Below are 15,303 nucleotides of genomic sequence, written 5' to 3'. Positions count from 1 at the left end.
CCTGCCCGGGCAGGCCAACGCGCACTCGCACGCCTTCCACCGGGCGCTGCGCTCCACCGTGCAGGTCGGCTCCGGGACGTTCTGGACCTGGCGCGACACCATGTACCGGGTCGCCTCCGCGCTCGACCCCGACACCTACCTGGCGCTCGCCACCGCGGTGTACGCCGAGATGGCACTGGCCGGCATCACCGCCGTCGGCGAGTTCCACTACCTGCACCACGCGCCCGGCGGCGTCCGGTACGACAACCCGAACGCGATGGGCGAGGCGCTGATCGAGGCCGCCGCCCGGGCCGGCATCCGGATCACGCTCCTGGACACCTGCTACCTGTCGTCCGGCTTCGGCGCGGAGCCGACCCGGGAGCAGCTGCGGTTCTCCGACGGGACCGCGGACGCCTGGGCCGAGCGGGCCGCCGCGCTGGTCGGCGCGGAACACGCCCGGATCGGCGCGGCGGTGCACTCCGTGCGGGCCGTCCCCGCCGACCAGCTGGGCGCCGTCGCGCACTGGGCCGCGATGCGCAAGGCGCCGCTGCACGTCCACCTCTCCGAGCAGACCGCCGAGAACGACGCCTGCCTCACCGCGCACGGCGTCACCCCGACCGGCCTGCTCGCCGACCACGGCGTCCTCGGGCCGCGCACCTCGGTGGTCCACGCGACGCACCTGACGGACGAGGACGTCCGGCTGCTGTCGGACAGCACCACCGTCGTCTGCATGTGCCCCACCACCGAACGGGACCTCGCCGACGGCATCGGCCCCGCCAAGCGGCTGGCCGCCGCGGGCTGCCCGATCACCCTCGGCTCCGACAGCCACGCCGTCATCGACCCGTTCGAGGAGGCCCGGGCGCTGGAGCTCGACGAACGCCTGCGCACCCGGACCAGGGGCCACTGGACGGCGAACGCGCTGCTGCGGGCCGGCACCGAGGACGGGCACGCGTCGCTGGGCTGGGACGAAGCCGGACGGCTGGAGGCCGGCGCGCTGGCCGACTTCTGCGTGATCGCACTCGACAGCGTGCGGACGGCCGGGGCGCCGGCCTCGCTGGGCGCGGAGATCGCGGTGTTCGCGGCGAGTGCGGCGGACGTGCGGCACGTGGTGGTGGGCGGGCGGCACGTCGTCAAGGACGGGGTGCACCAGTTCGTGCCGGACGTGGCGGAGCAGTTGGCGGGAGCCGTGGCCGCACTGCGGTGAGGCGTCTTCCCGGAGTCGCGATCCTGCGGACGTCCGCCTCCCGCTCCGCGCGGCTCCGCCCCCTCGGCCTCGCCCGGAGGGATCCGCCGCGCCCCTGACGGGGAGCGGGGTGAAGAGAAGTACGAAACTGACGAAGGATCATTCTGTGAGCCTGCTCATCGGCAACATTGGATCGCTGGTCACCAACGACCCGGCGCTGGGGGACGGGCCGCTCGGGCTGATCCCGGACGCCGCCGTGGTGGTGGAGGGCGACCGGGTGGCGTGGGTGGGCCGGAGCGCGGACGCCCCCGCTGCCGACGAGACCGTCGACGCGGCCGGGCGGGCGCTGCTGCCCGGGTTCGTGGACAGCCATTCGCACCTGGTGTTCGCCGGGGACCGGACCGCGGAGTTCAACGCGCGGATGTCGGGGCGGGCGTACTCGGCCGGCGGGATCCGGACCACGGTGGCGGCGACCCGGGCGGCGTCGGACGCGGAGCTGAACGCGAACCTGACCCGGTTCCTGGCGGAGATGCTGCGGCAGGGCACCACGACCGTGGAGGTGAAGTCCGGGTACGGGCTGAGCACCGCCGACGAGGCGCGGTCGCTCAGGATCGCGGCCGGGCACACCGAGGAGACGACGTACCTCGGGGCGCACGTGGTGGGCCCCGAGTTCGCGGAGGATCCGGCGGGGTACGTCGAGCTGGTGACGGGGGAGATGCTGGAGGCGTGCGCCCCGTTCGCGCGGTGGGTGGACGTGTTCTGCGAGCGCGGGGCGTTCGACGGGGACCAGGCGCGGGCGGTGCTGACCGCCGGGATGGCGAAGGGCCTGGCACCGCGGGTGCACGCCAACCAGCTGGGCTTCGGGCCGGGCGTGCAGCTGGCGGTGGAGCTGGGGGCGGCGTCCGCCGACCACTGCACGCACCTGACCGACCAGGACGTGGCGGCGCTGGCGGACGGGGACACGGTGGCCACCCTGCTGCCGGGCGCGGAGTTCTCCACCCGGGCGCCCTATCCGGACGCGCGGCGGCTGCTGGACGCCGGGGTGCGGGTCGCGCTGTCCACGGACTGCAACCCCGGTTCCAGCTTCACCAGTTCGATGCCGTTCTGCGTCGCCGTCGCGGTGCGCGAGATGGGCATGACCCCCGACGAGGCGGTGCACGCCGCGACCGCGGGCGGGGCGCTGGCACTGCGCCGCACCGATGTGGGCCGGGTCTCCCCGGGGGCCCGGGCGGACCTGCTGCTGCTGGACGCGCCTTCGCACGTCCACCTGGCGTACCGCCCGGGCGTCCCGCTGACCGCAGCCGTGTGGCAGGGCGGGGTCAGGAAAGTCTGACCCCGCCCTGCCACATGGTGCTCGGTCGGACAGGCCCTAGCGGACGTCGCCCATCAGCTTGCCGATCCGGCCGCGGGCGGTGAACAGGCCGACGCCGGCGGCGATGGCCAGCAGGCCCTGGGCGGCGAAGTACCAGGTGGAGCCGACCACGCTGTCGCCCAGCGCCAGCTGGCTCAGGGCGGCCACGCAGTCGCCCGCGGTGACCGCGAGGAACCAGATGCCCATCATCTGGCTGGCGTACTTGGCGGGCGCCAGCTTGGTGGTGACGGACAGGCCGACCGGGGAGAGGGTGAGCTCGCCGGTGGTCTGGATCAGGTAGACCACGGCCAGCCACAGCGGGGTGACCTTGACGCCGCCGCTGGCCGCCGCCATCGCCAGCATCATCACCAGGAACGACGCGCCGATCATCAGCAGGCCGAAGGCGAACTTCGCGGTGGTGGAGGGGTTGCGGCCGCGGCGGGCGGCGGCGTTCCACAGCCAGGCGAACACCGGGGCGAGCGCCATGATGTACAGCGGGTTCAGCGACTGGAACCAGCTGGACGGGAACGAGAAGCCGAACAGGCTGCCGGCGGTGTTGCGGTCGGCGAACACGCTGAGCGTCGAACCGGACTGGTCGTAGATCATCCAGAACACGGCGGCGGCGGCGAAGAACCACAGGTAGCCGCTCATCCGCGAGCGCTCCTCGCCGGTCAGCTCCGGGTCGCGGCGGATCCGGCTGAACACCAGGACGGGGATGGCGATGCCGGCCAGCGAGAGCGGCCAGATCGCCCAGGAGACGCTGAAGTTGCCGGTGCCGACGACCACGCCGTAGAACACCGCGGCGGCGGCCAGCCACAGGCCGGCCTTGCGCAGCACGGTGCGGCGCTCCTCAGGGGTGATCGGGGCGCTGACCATGCTGGAGCGCGGGCTGAGGTGGCGGGTGCCCAGCAGGTACTGGATCAGGCCGAGGGCCATGCCGACGCCGGCCATCGCGAAGCCCAGGTGCCAGTTCACCTTCTGGCCGACGGTGCCGATGGCGAGCGGCGCGAGGAAGGCGCCGAGGTTGATGCCCATGTAGAAGATCGTGAAGCCGCCGTCCCGGCGCGGGTCGTTGGGCCCGTCGTAGAGGTGGCCGACCATGGTCGAGATGTTGGCCTTCAGCAGGCCGGAGCCGATCGCGATGAAGACCAGGCCGGCGAAGAACGCCGCCGAGGCCGGCACGGCGAGCAGGAAGTGCCCGACCATGATGATCGCGCCGCCCAGGGCCACGGTGCGCCGGGCGCCGAGCAGCCGGTCGGCGATCCAGCCGCCGGGCAGGGCCAGCAGGTAGACCATCGCGTTGTAGACCGAGTACACCGCGGTGGCGGTGGCCACCTGCATCTCCAGGCCGCCGTCGGCCGCCTTGGCCGACATGTAGACGACCAGCAGGGCGCGCATGCCGTAGAAGCTGAAACGCTCCCACGTCTCCGTCATGAAGAGGGTGGCGAGGCCGCGGGGGTGGCCGAGGAAGGTCCGTCCGTTACCGGTCGAGATCCGTTCCTCAGACTCCAGGGTGCTCGAAGCCATGCTGATTCCTTGCCTGTCTTGCTCGGGTTCTCCACCACTGTAAGTCGCGAGTTCGGTTGACTGCGGAGCGTGAATGGTATGCAGAAGGTAAAGCAGGGTGCCGCTGCACTGTGCCTTTCGATGCCCGAACAGGAGAATTACCTGTGATGACAAGGCTCGTGCGAAGAATGTCCATGTAAGCGCAGTTGTTGCCGAAGATGCCCGGGAAAGCAAGTTGATCACGCCCTGTGACAGTGTTCACAGCGCGCCGCCCGGGCGTGCCGAAAGCTCCGAAGACCCCCTGATCGGGCGTGCCCGAGCGGTCTACCATCGCCCGTATGACCTGTGTGCTGCTGGCCGAGGACGACCCGGCAATCTCCGAACCGCTGGCCCGCGCCCTGCGCCGCGAGGGCTACGAGGTGCTCGTCCGCGAGGACGGACCGGCCGCCCTGGGCGCCGGCCTCAGCGAGGACGTCGACCTGATCGTGCTGGACCTCGGGCTCCCCGAGATGGACGGCCTGGAGGTGTGCCGGCGGCTGCGCGCCGACGGCAAGAGCTTCCCGGTCCTGGTGCTCACCGCCCGTGCGGACGAGGTGGACACCGTGGTCGGCCTGGACGCCGGCGCCGACGACTACGTCACCAAGCCGTTCCGGCTGGCCGAGCTGCTCGCCCGGGTCCGCGCCCTGCTCCGGCGCGGCAACGTCGACCAGCTCACCACCGGCGCGCACGGCGTGAAGATCGACATCGAGTCGCACCGCGCCTGGCTCGGCGAGGAGGAACTCACCCTCTCCGCCAAGGAGTTCGAGCTGCTGCGGGTGCTGGTGCGGGACGCCGGACGGGTCGTCACCCGCGAGGAGATCATGCGCCAGGTCTGGGACACCACCTGGTGGACCTCCACCAAGACCCTGGACATGCACATCTCCTGGCTGCGCAAGAAGCTCGGCGACGACGCCGCGAACCCGCGCTACATCGCCACCGTGCGGGGCGTCGGCTTCCGCTTCGAGAAGAGCTGAAGGTCCACCCGGCGTGAAGCGCAGGATGATCAACTCACTGCTGGGCGTCGTCCTGGTGGTGGTCGCGGTGTTCTGCGTGCCACTGGCCCTGATCGAGAAGCAGTCCATCACCAACGCCGCCAACGACCGGGTGGACGCGGTGGCGGTCCGGGTGCTGGGCCTGGTGGAGAGCCGGCTCGCCGCGGGCGAGCCGGTCACCGGTGAGAAGTTCGCCGCCGTGGTGACCGAGAACTTCTACGTCACCGTGGACATCCCCGGGCAGCCACAGATCGTCCTCGGCCGCCCGGTCGCCGGGCCCGCGCTGACCGCCACCGAGTCCGGGGCCAGCGGTGAGACCGTCACCGTCGCCCAGTCGCGGGCCGCGCTCGACCACGAGATCGGCAACATGCTGCTGCTGCTCGGCGTGGTCGCGCTGCTGGCCGTGCAGGCCGCCGTGGCGCTCGCGGTCTGGCAGGCCAAGCGCCTGGCCCGGCCGCTCACCGACCTCGCCGAGACCGCCGAACGGCTCGGTTCCGGCGACCCCCGCCCGCAGGGCCGCCGCTACGGGGTGCCCGAGCTCGACCGGATCGCCGAGGTGCTGGACACCAGCGCGGAACGGATCGCCCGGATGCTCACCGCCGAGCGCCGGCTCGCCGCCGACGCCTCGCACCAGCTGCGCACCCCGCTCACCGCGCTCTCCATGCGGCTGGAGGAGATCACCGCGCTCGCCGAGGACCCGGACACCGTCCGCGAGGAGGCCACCATCGGCCTCCAGCAGGTCGAGCGGCTCACCGACGTGGTGCAGCGGCTGCTCACCAACCAGCGCGACCCCAACAGCCCCACCGCGGTGAGCTTCTGCCTGGACGACGTGCTCAAGCAGCAGGTCGAGGAGTGGGCCCCGACGCTGCGCGACAGCGGACGCCAACTGGTCGTCGAGGGGCTGCGCGACGTCGCGGTGATCGGCACCCCCGGCACGGTCTCCCAGGTGCTGGCCACGCTGATCGAGAACTCGCTGATGCACGGCGCCGGCACCATCACGCTGCGGGCCCGCCGCTCCGGCAGCTCGGTGGTCGCCGAGGTCCAGGACGAGGGGCCGGGCGTTCCCCGGGAGCTCGGCAACCGGGTCTTCGAACGGGCGGTCAGCGGCCGCAACTCCACCGGCATCGGGCTGGCCGTCGCCCGCGACCTCGCGGAAGCCGACGGCGGCCGCCTCGAACTGCTGTCGCTGCGGCCGCCGGTGTTCGCGCTGTTCCTCGCCCACGCGGGCGAGTGACGTCAGTTGGCGAGAGAGCGGTTGTCCTCGGCGGCCAGCAGCAGTTCGGCCTCCTGCACCACCTCGGGGTCCTCCAGCTCGGGCATCGCCTTGAACACCCAGGTGCGGTAGGAGATGAAGCGGAAGACGGTGGCGATCACCAGGCCCAGGAACTTGCCGCCCAGCTTCTCGAACGGGGTGTCCAGGCCCAGGACGTACTGGGTGAAGCCGAGGGTGCCGGTCTCGATCAGCATGCCGATGCCGCTGAACAGCAGGAACAGCGTGATCTCGCGCTTGCGGGAGGCGGCGTCGCGGTCCTTGTACAGCCAGTACCGGTAGCCCAGGTAGTTGGTGGCGATGGCCACCAGGGTGGCCGCGATGTTGGCGCGCAGCGAGGCCAGGCCGACGACGTTGTTGAGGATCCAGAACAGGGCGAAGTTGACCACCACGCCCGAGGCGCCGATCACGGCGAAGCCGACCGCCTCAAGGGACAGGCCGCGCAGTCGCTGGGACAACGAGGGGCGCGATTCCGTGGAGATCGTCATCCGGGCTGCTCCGTATGGTTCACATGATCGGATAAGTGGTGTCGTGCGATCCGGCGCACCAGGCTACCCGCACATTCTGTGTGCTCCGTGCCACGCCCGGTGTGCACGCCCCTGGCGCACGCCGGTGTCGGGCCCCTGACCGGCCCCGATATCCTGGAGCGCGTGACTGTAGCGGGCAATGCGAACTTTCCAGTGGTCGGAGTCATCGGCGGCGGGCAGCTCGCCCGCATGATGCACCAGGCGGGCATCCCGCTGGGCATCCGCTTCAAACTCCTCGCCGACACTCCCCAGGAGTCGGCCGCGCAGGTGGTCGGCGCCACCGAGTACGGCGACTACCGCGACCTCGACGTGCTGCGGGCCTTCGCCGCCGACTGCGACGTCATCACTTTCGACCACGAGCACGTGCCCACCGAGCACCTGCGCGCCCTGCAGGCCGAGGGCATCGCGGTCCGCCCCGGCCCCGAGGCGCTGGTCAACGCCCAGGACAAGGGCGTGATGCGGGCCAAGCTGGACTCCATCGGCGTCCCCTGCCCCCGGCACCGGATCGTCGCCGACCCGGCCGACGTCACCGCGTTCGCCGGCGAGGGCGTGGGCTACCCCGTCGTTCTGAAGACCGTGCGCGGCGGCTACGACGGCAAGGGCGTCTGGGTCGTCAAGGACGAGACCGAGGCCGCCGCCCCGTTCCTCGCGGGCGTCCCCGTCCTCGCCGAGGAGAAGGTCGACTTCGTCCGCGAGCTGGCCGCCAACGTGGTGCGCTCGCCCAGCGGCCAGGCCGTCGCCTACCCGGTGGTCGAGTCCGTCCAGGAGAACGGCATCTGCGCCGAGGTCACCGCCCCCGCGCCCGACCTCGACCCCGCCCTCTCCGACGAGGCCCAGCAGCTCGCCCTCCGGATCGCCGGCGACCTCGACATCACCGGCCACCTCGCGGTCGAGCTCTTCCAGACCCGCGACGGGCGCATCCTGGTCAACGAACTCGCCATGCGCCCGCACAACTCCGGGCACTGGACCCAGGACGGCGCCGTCACCTCCCAGTTCGAGAACCACCTCCGGGCCGTTCTCGACCTCCCCCTCGGCGACCCCCGCCCCCGCGCCAAGTGGACCGTCATGGTCAACGTCCTCGGCGGCGACTACCCCGACATGTACCACCCCTTCCTGCACTGCATGGCCCGCGACCCCGGCCTCAAGATCCACATGTACGGAAAGGACGTGAAGCCCGGCCGCAAGGTCGGCCACGTCAACGTCTTCGGGGACGACCTCGAAGACGTCCGCGAGCGCGCCCGCCACGCGGCCGCCTACCTGCGAGGAACGATCACCGATTGACCTTCCCCTCCTCCTCGGAGGGGGTCCCTCAGTCTCGCGACCGAGCCGCCGCGCGTGAGCGCGGCGGTGGGACGACTTCCTGCTTCATCGACGACTGCCCGCCCGGAGTGCTCCGTTGAGGTCCTACGCCGTCTCCACAGGCTGCTGCCGCCGGCCCGGCGGCCAGGATGTTGCGTGCCGCGTTGACGTCCCGGTCGTGGACTGCACCGCAGTCGCACGTCCAGTCGCGGACGTTCAAGGGCAGGGAGGCGCGGACGGTTCCGCACCCGCCGCACAGCCTGGAGCTGGGGAACCACCGGTCGACGGTGATCAGCTCGCGGCCGTACCAGGCGCACTTGTACGCCAACATGGCCCGCAGCTCGCTCCAGGCGCAGTCCGCGACGGCGCGGGACAGCTTCCGGTTCCTGAGCAGACTGCGGACCGTCAGGTCCTCGATCACGACCGTTTGGTTCTCGCGGACGAGTCGAGTGGTGAGCTTGTGCAGGTGGTCCCGGCGGCGATCGGCGATCTGTGCGTGGATGCGGGCCACCTTGCGCCGGGCCTTCTCCCGATTCGCCGATCCCTGCGCCTTGCGGGCGAGTGCTCGTTGGGCTCTTGCCAGCCGTTTCCGGGCGCCGCGTTCGTGCCCCGGGTTGGGGACCTTCTCTCCGGTGGAGAGCGTCACCAGGGAAGTGACGCCGAGATCCAGCCCCACGGCCGTGTCCACCGCCGGCAGCGGTCGGACGCCTGGGTCGTCGCACAGCATCGACACGAACCATCGGTCTGCCGCGTCCCGCGAGACGGTCACCGTGGACGGGGCGGCGCCCGCGGGCAGTGGCCGCGACCAGGCGATGTCGAGGGGACCGGCCATCTTCGCCAGTGTCAGCCGTCCGTCCCGGTAGCGGAATGCGGAGCGGGTGTACTCCGCGCTGTCACAAGACCGCTTCTTCGACTTGAACCGGGGGTGGTTCGCCCGCCTCTGCCAGAAGTTGCTGAACGCCGACTGCAAGTGCCGCAGGGCCTGCTGCAGGGGCACGGAGGACACCTCGGTGAGGAACGACAGTTCCTCGGTCCGTTTCCAGGCCGTCAGCATCGCCGACGTCGCGCCGTAGCCCACCCGCTCGCCGCGTGCTGTCCAGGCCTCGGACCGGGCCGCCAGGGCCCGGTTGTAGACGAGACGCACGCATCCGAACGTGCGCAGCAGCTCGGCCGCCTGCGCATCGGTCGGGTAGAAGCGGAACCGGAAGGCCCGCTTGACGTGAACGGCACTCACAGCCCACACGCTAGAACCCGCCACTGACACTGCGTCAGTTGGCGTCCTCGCTCCCGGCCGATGCCGAGGGCACCCATGAAAGGACTGTTATGACCCAGGCACCCCTTGTCGGCATCGTGATGGGCTCCGACTCCGACTGGCCCGTGATGGAGGCCGCCGCGCAGGCGCTCGACGAGTTCGAGATCCCGTACGAGGTCGACGTGGTCTCCGCGCACCGGATGCCGCGCGAGATGGTCGCGTACGGGGAGCAGGCGCACGGGCGCGGGCTGAAGGCGATCATCGCCGGGGCCGGCGGCGCGGCGCACCTGCCCGGGATGCTGGCGTCGGTGACGCCGCTGCCGGTGATCGGGGTGCCGGTGCCGCTGCGGTACCTGGACGGGATGGACAGCCTGCTGTCGATCGTGCAGATGCCGGCCGGGGTGCCGGTGGCGACGGTCTCGGTGGCCGGGGCGCGCAACGCGGGGCTGCTCGCGGTGCGGATGCTGGCCGCGTTCGACGCCGAACTGGCCGAGAAGATGGTCGAGTTCCAGGCCGAGCTGAACAGCCAGGCGACCGAGAAGGGCCGCAAGCTCCGGGCCAAGGTGGCGGGGAACGAGTCCTTCGGCTTCGGCAAGTAGTAGAACGGGAGGATGACTCCCGAACTGATCGAGCGTGCCAGGGCCGTCCTCCGCACCACCCCCGTGGTGGACGGCCACAACGACCTGCCGTGGGCGATGCGCGCCCAGGCCGGGTACGACCTCGACGCCGTCGACCTGACGGCCGATCAGAGCCACCGGCTGCACACCGACCTCGGCCGCCTGCGGGCGGGCGGGGTCGGTGCGCAGTTCTGGTCGGTGTTCGTGCCCGCGGAGCTGTCCGGCGACGACGCGGTCAGCGCGACGCTGGAGCAGATCGACTTCGTCCGGGCGATGACCGAGCGGTACCCCGAGCACCTGCGGCTCGCGCTGACCGCCGACGACCTGGAGAGCGCCCGCGAGGAGGGCCGGATCGCCTCGCTGATGGGCGCCGAGGGCGGACACTCCGTCAACTCCTCGCTGGCCACCCTGCGGGCGCTGCACACGCTCGGGGTCCGGTACCTGACGCTCACCCACAACTCCAACGTGCCGTGGGCGGACGCCGCCACCGACGAGCCGGTGCACGGCGGCCTCACCCGGTTCGGCGAGGAGGTGGTCCGGGAGATGAACCGGCTCGGCATGCTGGTCGACCTCTCGCACGTCTCCGCCGACACCATGCGCGACGCGCTGCGGGTCTCCGAGGCCCCCGTGCTGTTCTCGCACTCCTCCTCGCGCGCGATCTGCGACCACCCGCGCAACGTCCCCGACGACGTGCTCGCCGCGCTGCCCGGCAACGGCGGGGTCGCGATGGCCACCTTCGTGCCGATGTTCGTGCTGGCCGATGCCATCGAGTGGACCTACGCCGCCGACGCGAACATGACCGCACACGGGTTCAGCCCGTTCGACACCTCCGCGGCGGCGACGGCCGTGCAGCAGGCCTTCGCGGCCGACCGCCCGCGGCCGGTCGCCACCGTCGCCGACGTCGCCGACCACCTCGACCACATGCGCGAGGTGGCGGGCATCGACCACATCGGCATCGGCGGCGACTTCGACGGCACCCCGTTCCTGCCGGCCGGCCTGGACGACGTGGCCGGCTACCCCGTGCTGATCGCCGAACTCCTGCGCCGCGACTGGTCCGAGGCCGACCTCGCCAAGCTGACCTGGCACAACGCCGTCCGGGTGCTGCGCGAGGCCGAGACGGTGGCCCGCCGCCTGCGGGCCGAGCGCGGGCCGTCGATCGCCACCCGGGAGCAGTTGGACGGCGCGTGAACGACCGGATTGACCCTGCCCCTGGGGCAGGCCCCACGCTGACCGACGTGGAGGAAGAACGGCTGCTCACCACCGGCGAGTTCGCCCGCCGGGGCCTGCTGTCGCCGAAGGCGCTGCGGCTGTACGACCGGCAGGGCCTGCTGCCGCCGGACCTGGTCGACCGGGCCACCGGCTACCGGTACTACCGGGCCGGCCGGCTGCGCACCGCACGGCTGATCGTGCGGCTGCGCGGCCTGGACATGCCGCTCGCCACGGTCGCCGAGGTGCTCGCCCTGCCGAGCGCCGAGGCGGCCGAGCGGGTGGCCGCGTACTGGGCGGCCGTCGAACGGCGCACCGCCTCGCAGCGGGCGCTGGCCGAACACCTCCGCGTCCAACTCAGCGGACTGGAAGGAATCGACGAGATGTACCGGATCGAACAGCGCGAGGTGCCGGACCAGCTGGTGCTCACCGAGCAGCGGCGGGCCAGGCCGGAGGAGCTGGACGACTTCATCGGCGGCGCCACCGCCCGGCTGACGGAGGCCGCCGCGGGCCTCGGCGGCCCGGTCGCCGCCCCGTTCGTGATCTACCACGGGGACGTCAACGAGGATGCCGACGGCCCGGTCGAGGTCTGCGTGCCGATCGACCCGGCCCGGGCCGGCGACGTCACCGTCCCGCACCGGGTCGAGCCCGCGCACCGCGAGGCGTACACCCGGATCACCAAGGCGCAGGTGGACTTCCCGCAGATCCTCAGCGCCTACGACGCGGTCTGCGGGTGGATCGAGTCGGCGGGCGCCGAGCGCACCGGACGGGGCCGGGAGGTCTACTTCGCCGACTTCGCGGCCGCCGCCCCGGACGACCTGGTCTGCGACATCGCCTTCCCCGTCCGGGTCGGCTGACGCCGGCTCACAGCAGGGGCAGCTCGATCGCCGGGCAGCGGTCCATCACCATGTCCAGCCCGGCGGCCCGGGTGCGGTCGAAGGCGGCCTCGTCGACCACTCCGAGCTGGAACCAGACGGCCTTGGCGCCCTTCGCCACCGCCTGGTCGGCGACCGGGCCGGCCAGCTCGGAGTTGACGAACACGTCCACCACGTCGACCGGGAACGGGATCTCGGCGAGCGAGGCATAGCCCTGCTCGCCGAGCACCGTCTCGGCCTTCGGGTGCACCGGCACGATCCGCTTGCCGGCCCGCTGCAGCACCCGGGCCACCCCGTACGCGGCGCGCGCGGTGTTGGTGGACAGGCCGACCACGGCCCAGGTGTCGCCGGAGGAGGTGAGGATCTTCCGGACGGTGGCGTCGTCTCCGTAGCTCATGCCGGTGAGAACGAGCCGCCCGGCACGGTCATTCCGAGAACGGCCGGCCCATCGCCCGGTAGGTCCAGCCGGCGGCCCGCCAGGACTCGCCGTCCAGCACGTTGCGGCCGTCGAGCATGCGACGCTCGGCGACCAGCGCGCCGACCTCGGCCGGGTCCAGCTCGCGGAACTCCTGCCACTCGGTCAGGTGCAGCACCACGTGCGCGCCCTGGACCGCCTCCAGGGCGGACGGCGCGTACGACAGGCTGGGGAACATCTTGCGGGCGTTGTCCATCGCCTTCGGGTCGTAGACCGTCACCTGGGCGCCCTGCAGCTGGATCTGGCCGGCCACGTTCAGCGCCGGCGAGTCCCGGATGTCGTCCGAGTTCGGCTTGAACGCCGCGCCCAGCACTGCCACCCGGCGGCCCAGGAAGCCGCCGCCGCACTGCTCGCGGGCCAGCTCGACCATCCGGGAGCGGCGCCGCATGTTGATCGAGTCGACCTCGCGCAGGAAGGTCAGCGCCTGGTCGGCGCCCAGCTCCCCGGCCCGGGCCATGAACGCCCGGATGTCCTTGGGCAGGCAGCCGCCGCCGAAGCCCAGCCCGGCGTTCAGGAACCGGCCGCCGATCCGTGCGTCGTAGGAGAGCGCCTTGGACAGCTGGACCACGTCCGCGCCGGCGCTCTCGCAGACCTCGGCCATCGCGTTTATGAACGAGATCTTGGTCGCCAGGAAGGAGTTCGCGGCGGCCTTCACCAGCTCCGCGGTCGGGAAGTCGGTCACCACGAACGGCACGCCGTCCGAGATCGGGCCCGCGTACACCTCGCGCAGCACCTGCTCGGCGTGCTCGCTGCGCACGCCCACCACCAGGCGGTCCGGGTGCAGGGTGTCGCCGACCGCGTAGCCCTCGCGCAGGAACTCCGGGTTCCAGGCCAGCTCGACCTGCTCGCCGGCCGGGGCCAGCGCGGCCAGCCGGTCCGCCAGCCGGTTCGCCGAGCCCACCGGCACGGTGGACTTGCCGACCACCAGGGTCGGCCGGTCCAGGTGCGGGGCCAGCGAGTCCACCGCGGCGTCCACGTAGCTCATGTCGGCCGCGAACTCGCCCTTGCGCTGCGGGGTGTTGACGCAGATGAAGTGCACGTCGCCGAAGGCCGCGACCTCCTCCCAGGAGTCGGTGAACCGCAGCCGCCCGGTCGAGCCCTCGTGGCCCGCCACGTGCTTGAGCAGCAGCTCCGACAGCCCGGGTTCGAACATCGGCACCCGGCCGGCGGCGAGCGCGGCGAGCTTGTCCCGGTCGATGTCCAGCCCGAGGACCTCGAAACCGAGCTCGGCCATGCACGCGGCATGCGTGGCGCCCAGGTAGCCAGTACCGATCACCGTGATGCGCGGAGCCACGGGTGTTCCCTTTCGTTCGGGCCGTTCCAGGCAATGCGACGGCCGCAGGCACAGATGCTATCGGTACCCCTACCAGCGGGGGGGCGGCCGGTTCCACGATTTCCGCCCGAAAGTCTGTACGGAAGGTTCACAATGCGCGCATGACTGCCGAGGAGCGGCCGGACGAGGCCGACGAGGACCAGGGGCCGCTCAGCATCTTCGACCGGGACGACGACCGCGACGGCGACCTTTCTAGCGAGGCGGAGACCGCGCCGCGCCGCCGCCGGGGCCGCCGGCTGCTGCTGTGGACCCTCGCCGTGCTGCTGGTGCTGTTCGGCGCCGGCTTCGGCGCCCTGGTGTGGACCGCCGACCACTACGCGTCCTCGGTGGCGCGGATCCCGAACGCCTTCCCGACCGGCGGCGCCGGACAGCCCACCGCCGTCCCGCACTCCGGCCAGACCTTCCTGCTGGTCGGCCTCGACGCCCGCGCGGACCAGCCCACTACGGGCCAGGCCGCGAAGGCCCCGGCCTGGCAGCTGGGCGCGCAGCGCAGCGACACCATGATGCTGATGCACATCTCCGCCGACCGGAAGTCCGTCTCCGTGGTGTCCATCCCGCGCGACACCTGGGTGTCCGTCCCCGGACACGGCAAGGCGAAGATCAACGCCGCCTACTCCTGGGGCGGGCCCGCGCTGATGGTGCAGACCGTCCAGGACCTCACCCGGATCAGGATCGACCACCTCGCGGTGATCGACTGGAACGGCTTCCGAGCCCTCACCGACGCCGTCGACGGCGTCGACATCACCGTCCCGCGCACCATCGAGGCCAAGGGCGACGCCCGCGAGTGGCCGGCCGGCACCCACCACATGGACGGCGCCGAGGCCCTGCTCTACGTCCGCGAACGCCACGGCCTGCCGAACGGCGACCTCGACCGCACCAAGCGGCAGCAGAACTTCCTGCGCGCGCTGATGCTCCGCACCATGAACTCCGGCACCCTCTCCAGCCCCGCCAAGCTCACCGGCCTGCTCGGCACCGTCGGCGACGTGGTCTCGGTCGACGACCGGCTCAGCAACAGCGACCTCTACGACCTCGCCTGGAGCCTGCGCGCGGTCCGCCCCGACGGCGTCCACTTCATGAACGCCCCCTTCGGCGGCTTCGACTCCATCGACGGCCAGTCCGTCGTCCTGATGGACGACGGCGCGGCCGGCGTGCTCTGGGACGCGATGCGCACCGACCGGATGGACGATTACCTCACACAGCACCGCACCAGCGCCGACACCCTCGGCGACAACGTCGACTGACCGGGCCGACGAGCCTAGGATGAGCATTACTCGACGGTAACTATCCCAAGGGGCAGAGCAGATGGCTGGAAACTCCGGAGCGGACTTCGACCTCTACCGGCTGGGCGAGGAGCACGAGATGCTCCGTGAGTCGGTGCGTTCGCTGGCGGAGGCGAAGA

Annotated in this window: 14 protein-coding genes; 9 read left to right on the top strand and 5 right to left on the bottom strand. The window is 71.8% G+C overall.

Annotation, left to right across the window (positions count from 1 at the left end; genetic code table 11):
- Both IEZ12_RS36060 and hutI read left to right on the top strand, forming a co-directional pair.
- Window positions 1-1,183: formimidoylglutamate deiminase (locus tag IEZ12_RS36060; RefSeq protein WP_229848637.1), on the top strand; the 1,183-nt coding region annotated here is incomplete at its 5' end.
- Window positions 1,184-1,328: 145 nt separating this feature from the next.
- Window positions 1,329-2,495, top strand: coding sequence for an imidazolonepropionase (hutI, locus tag IEZ12_RS36055; RefSeq protein ID WP_189278461.1), 1,167 nt, complete (start codon window positions 1,329-1,331; stop codon window positions 2,493-2,495).
- 36 nt (window positions 2,496-2,531) lie between these two features.
- Here hutI and IEZ12_RS36050 read toward each other — a convergent pair whose 3' ends face one another.
- Window positions 2,532-4,040, bottom strand: a complete 1,509-nt coding sequence (locus tag IEZ12_RS36050; RefSeq protein ID WP_189278459.1) for a peptide MFS transporter — start codon at window positions 4,038-4,040, stop codon at window positions 2,532-2,534.
- Between the two features lie 317 nt (window positions 4,041-4,357).
- Here IEZ12_RS36050 and IEZ12_RS36045 point away from each other — a divergent pair, with 317 nt between their 5' ends.
- Together IEZ12_RS36045 and IEZ12_RS36040 are read left to right on the top strand one after the other, a co-directional pair.
- Entirely contained in the window at window positions 4,358-5,032 is a 675-nt protein-coding gene (locus IEZ12_RS36045; protein ID WP_043914270.1) for a response regulator transcription factor, read from the top strand.
- Window positions 5,033-5,045: 13 nt separating this feature from the next.
- Window positions 5,046-6,284: a sensor histidine kinase gene (locus IEZ12_RS36040; RefSeq protein WP_043914268.1), complete on the top strand. Its 1,239-nt coding sequence runs from the start codon at window positions 5,046-5,048 to the stop codon at window positions 6,282-6,284.
- Between the two features lie 2 nt (window positions 6,285-6,286).
- On the opposite strand, the gene IEZ12_RS36035 is transcribed toward IEZ12_RS36040, so the two are convergent.
- A complete protein-coding gene (locus tag IEZ12_RS36035) occupies window positions 6,287-6,808 on the bottom strand; it encodes a GtrA family protein (protein ID WP_189278456.1) in 522 nt (173 codons plus the stop codon).
- Window positions 6,809-7,036: 228 nt separating this feature from the next.
- Between IEZ12_RS36035 and IEZ12_RS36030 the strand changes: the two genes are divergently transcribed.
- On the top strand, window positions 7,037-8,128 hold the full coding sequence (locus IEZ12_RS36030; protein WP_229848639.1) for a 5-(carboxyamino)imidazole ribonucleotide synthase: 1,092 nt from the start codon (window positions 7,037-7,039) through the stop codon (window positions 8,126-8,128).
- 28 nt (window positions 8,129-8,156) lie between these two features.
- On the opposite strand, the gene IEZ12_RS36025 is transcribed toward IEZ12_RS36030, so the two are convergent.
- Window positions 8,157-9,380 (bottom strand): RNA-guided endonuclease InsQ/TnpB family protein, encoded by a 1,224-nt coding sequence (locus IEZ12_RS36025; protein WP_189278452.1) that lies wholly within the window; start codon window positions 9,378-9,380, stop codon window positions 8,157-8,159.
- Between the two features lie 89 nt (window positions 9,381-9,469).
- Between IEZ12_RS36025 and purE the strand changes: the two genes are divergently transcribed.
- The 3 genes from purE to IEZ12_RS36010 are packed head-to-tail and all read left to right on the top strand — an operon-like array spanning window position 9,470 to window position 12,078.
- Window positions 9,470-9,997, top strand: coding sequence for a 5-(carboxyamino)imidazole ribonucleotide mutase (gene purE, locus IEZ12_RS36020; RefSeq protein WP_043914265.1), 528 nt, complete (start codon window positions 9,470-9,472; stop codon window positions 9,995-9,997).
- 12 nt (window positions 9,998-10,009) lie between these two features.
- Entirely contained in the window at window positions 10,010-11,203 is a 1,194-nt protein-coding gene (locus IEZ12_RS36015) for a dipeptidase (RefSeq protein ID WP_189278450.1), read from the top strand.
- Between the two features lie 47 nt (window positions 11,204-11,250).
- Complete coding sequence (locus tag IEZ12_RS36010; protein WP_308431124.1) at window positions 11,251-12,078, top strand: MerR family transcriptional regulator; 828 nt, start codon at window positions 11,251-11,253, stop codon at window positions 12,076-12,078.
- Between the two features lie 7 nt (window positions 12,079-12,085).
- Here the strand turns inward: IEZ12_RS36010 and IEZ12_RS36005 are convergent, their stop codons facing one another.
- Entirely contained in the window at window positions 12,086-12,493 is a 408-nt protein-coding gene (locus IEZ12_RS36005) for a CoA-binding protein (protein WP_043914263.1), read from the bottom strand.
- A 28-nt stretch (window positions 12,494-12,521) separates the two neighbouring features.
- Complete coding sequence (locus IEZ12_RS36000) at window positions 12,522-13,865, bottom strand: UDP-glucose dehydrogenase family protein (RefSeq protein ID WP_100587309.1); 1,344 nt, start codon at window positions 13,863-13,865, stop codon at window positions 12,522-12,524.
- 140 nt (window positions 13,866-14,005) lie between these two features.
- On the opposite strand from IEZ12_RS36000, the gene IEZ12_RS35995 reads away from it, so the two are divergent.
- Window positions 14,006-15,145: an LCP family protein gene (locus tag IEZ12_RS35995; RefSeq protein WP_189278448.1), complete on the top strand. Its 1,140-nt coding sequence runs from the start codon at window positions 14,006-14,008 to the stop codon at window positions 15,143-15,145.
- Window positions 15,146-15,303: the final 158 nt, after the last annotated feature.

Origin of the sequence: Kitasatospora griseola (assembly GCF_014648555.1) — a bacterium.
GTDB lineage: Bacteria > Actinomycetota > Actinomycetes > Streptomycetales > Streptomycetaceae > Kitasatospora > Kitasatospora griseola.
This window is presented reverse-complemented; position numbering and strand designations above follow the sequence as displayed.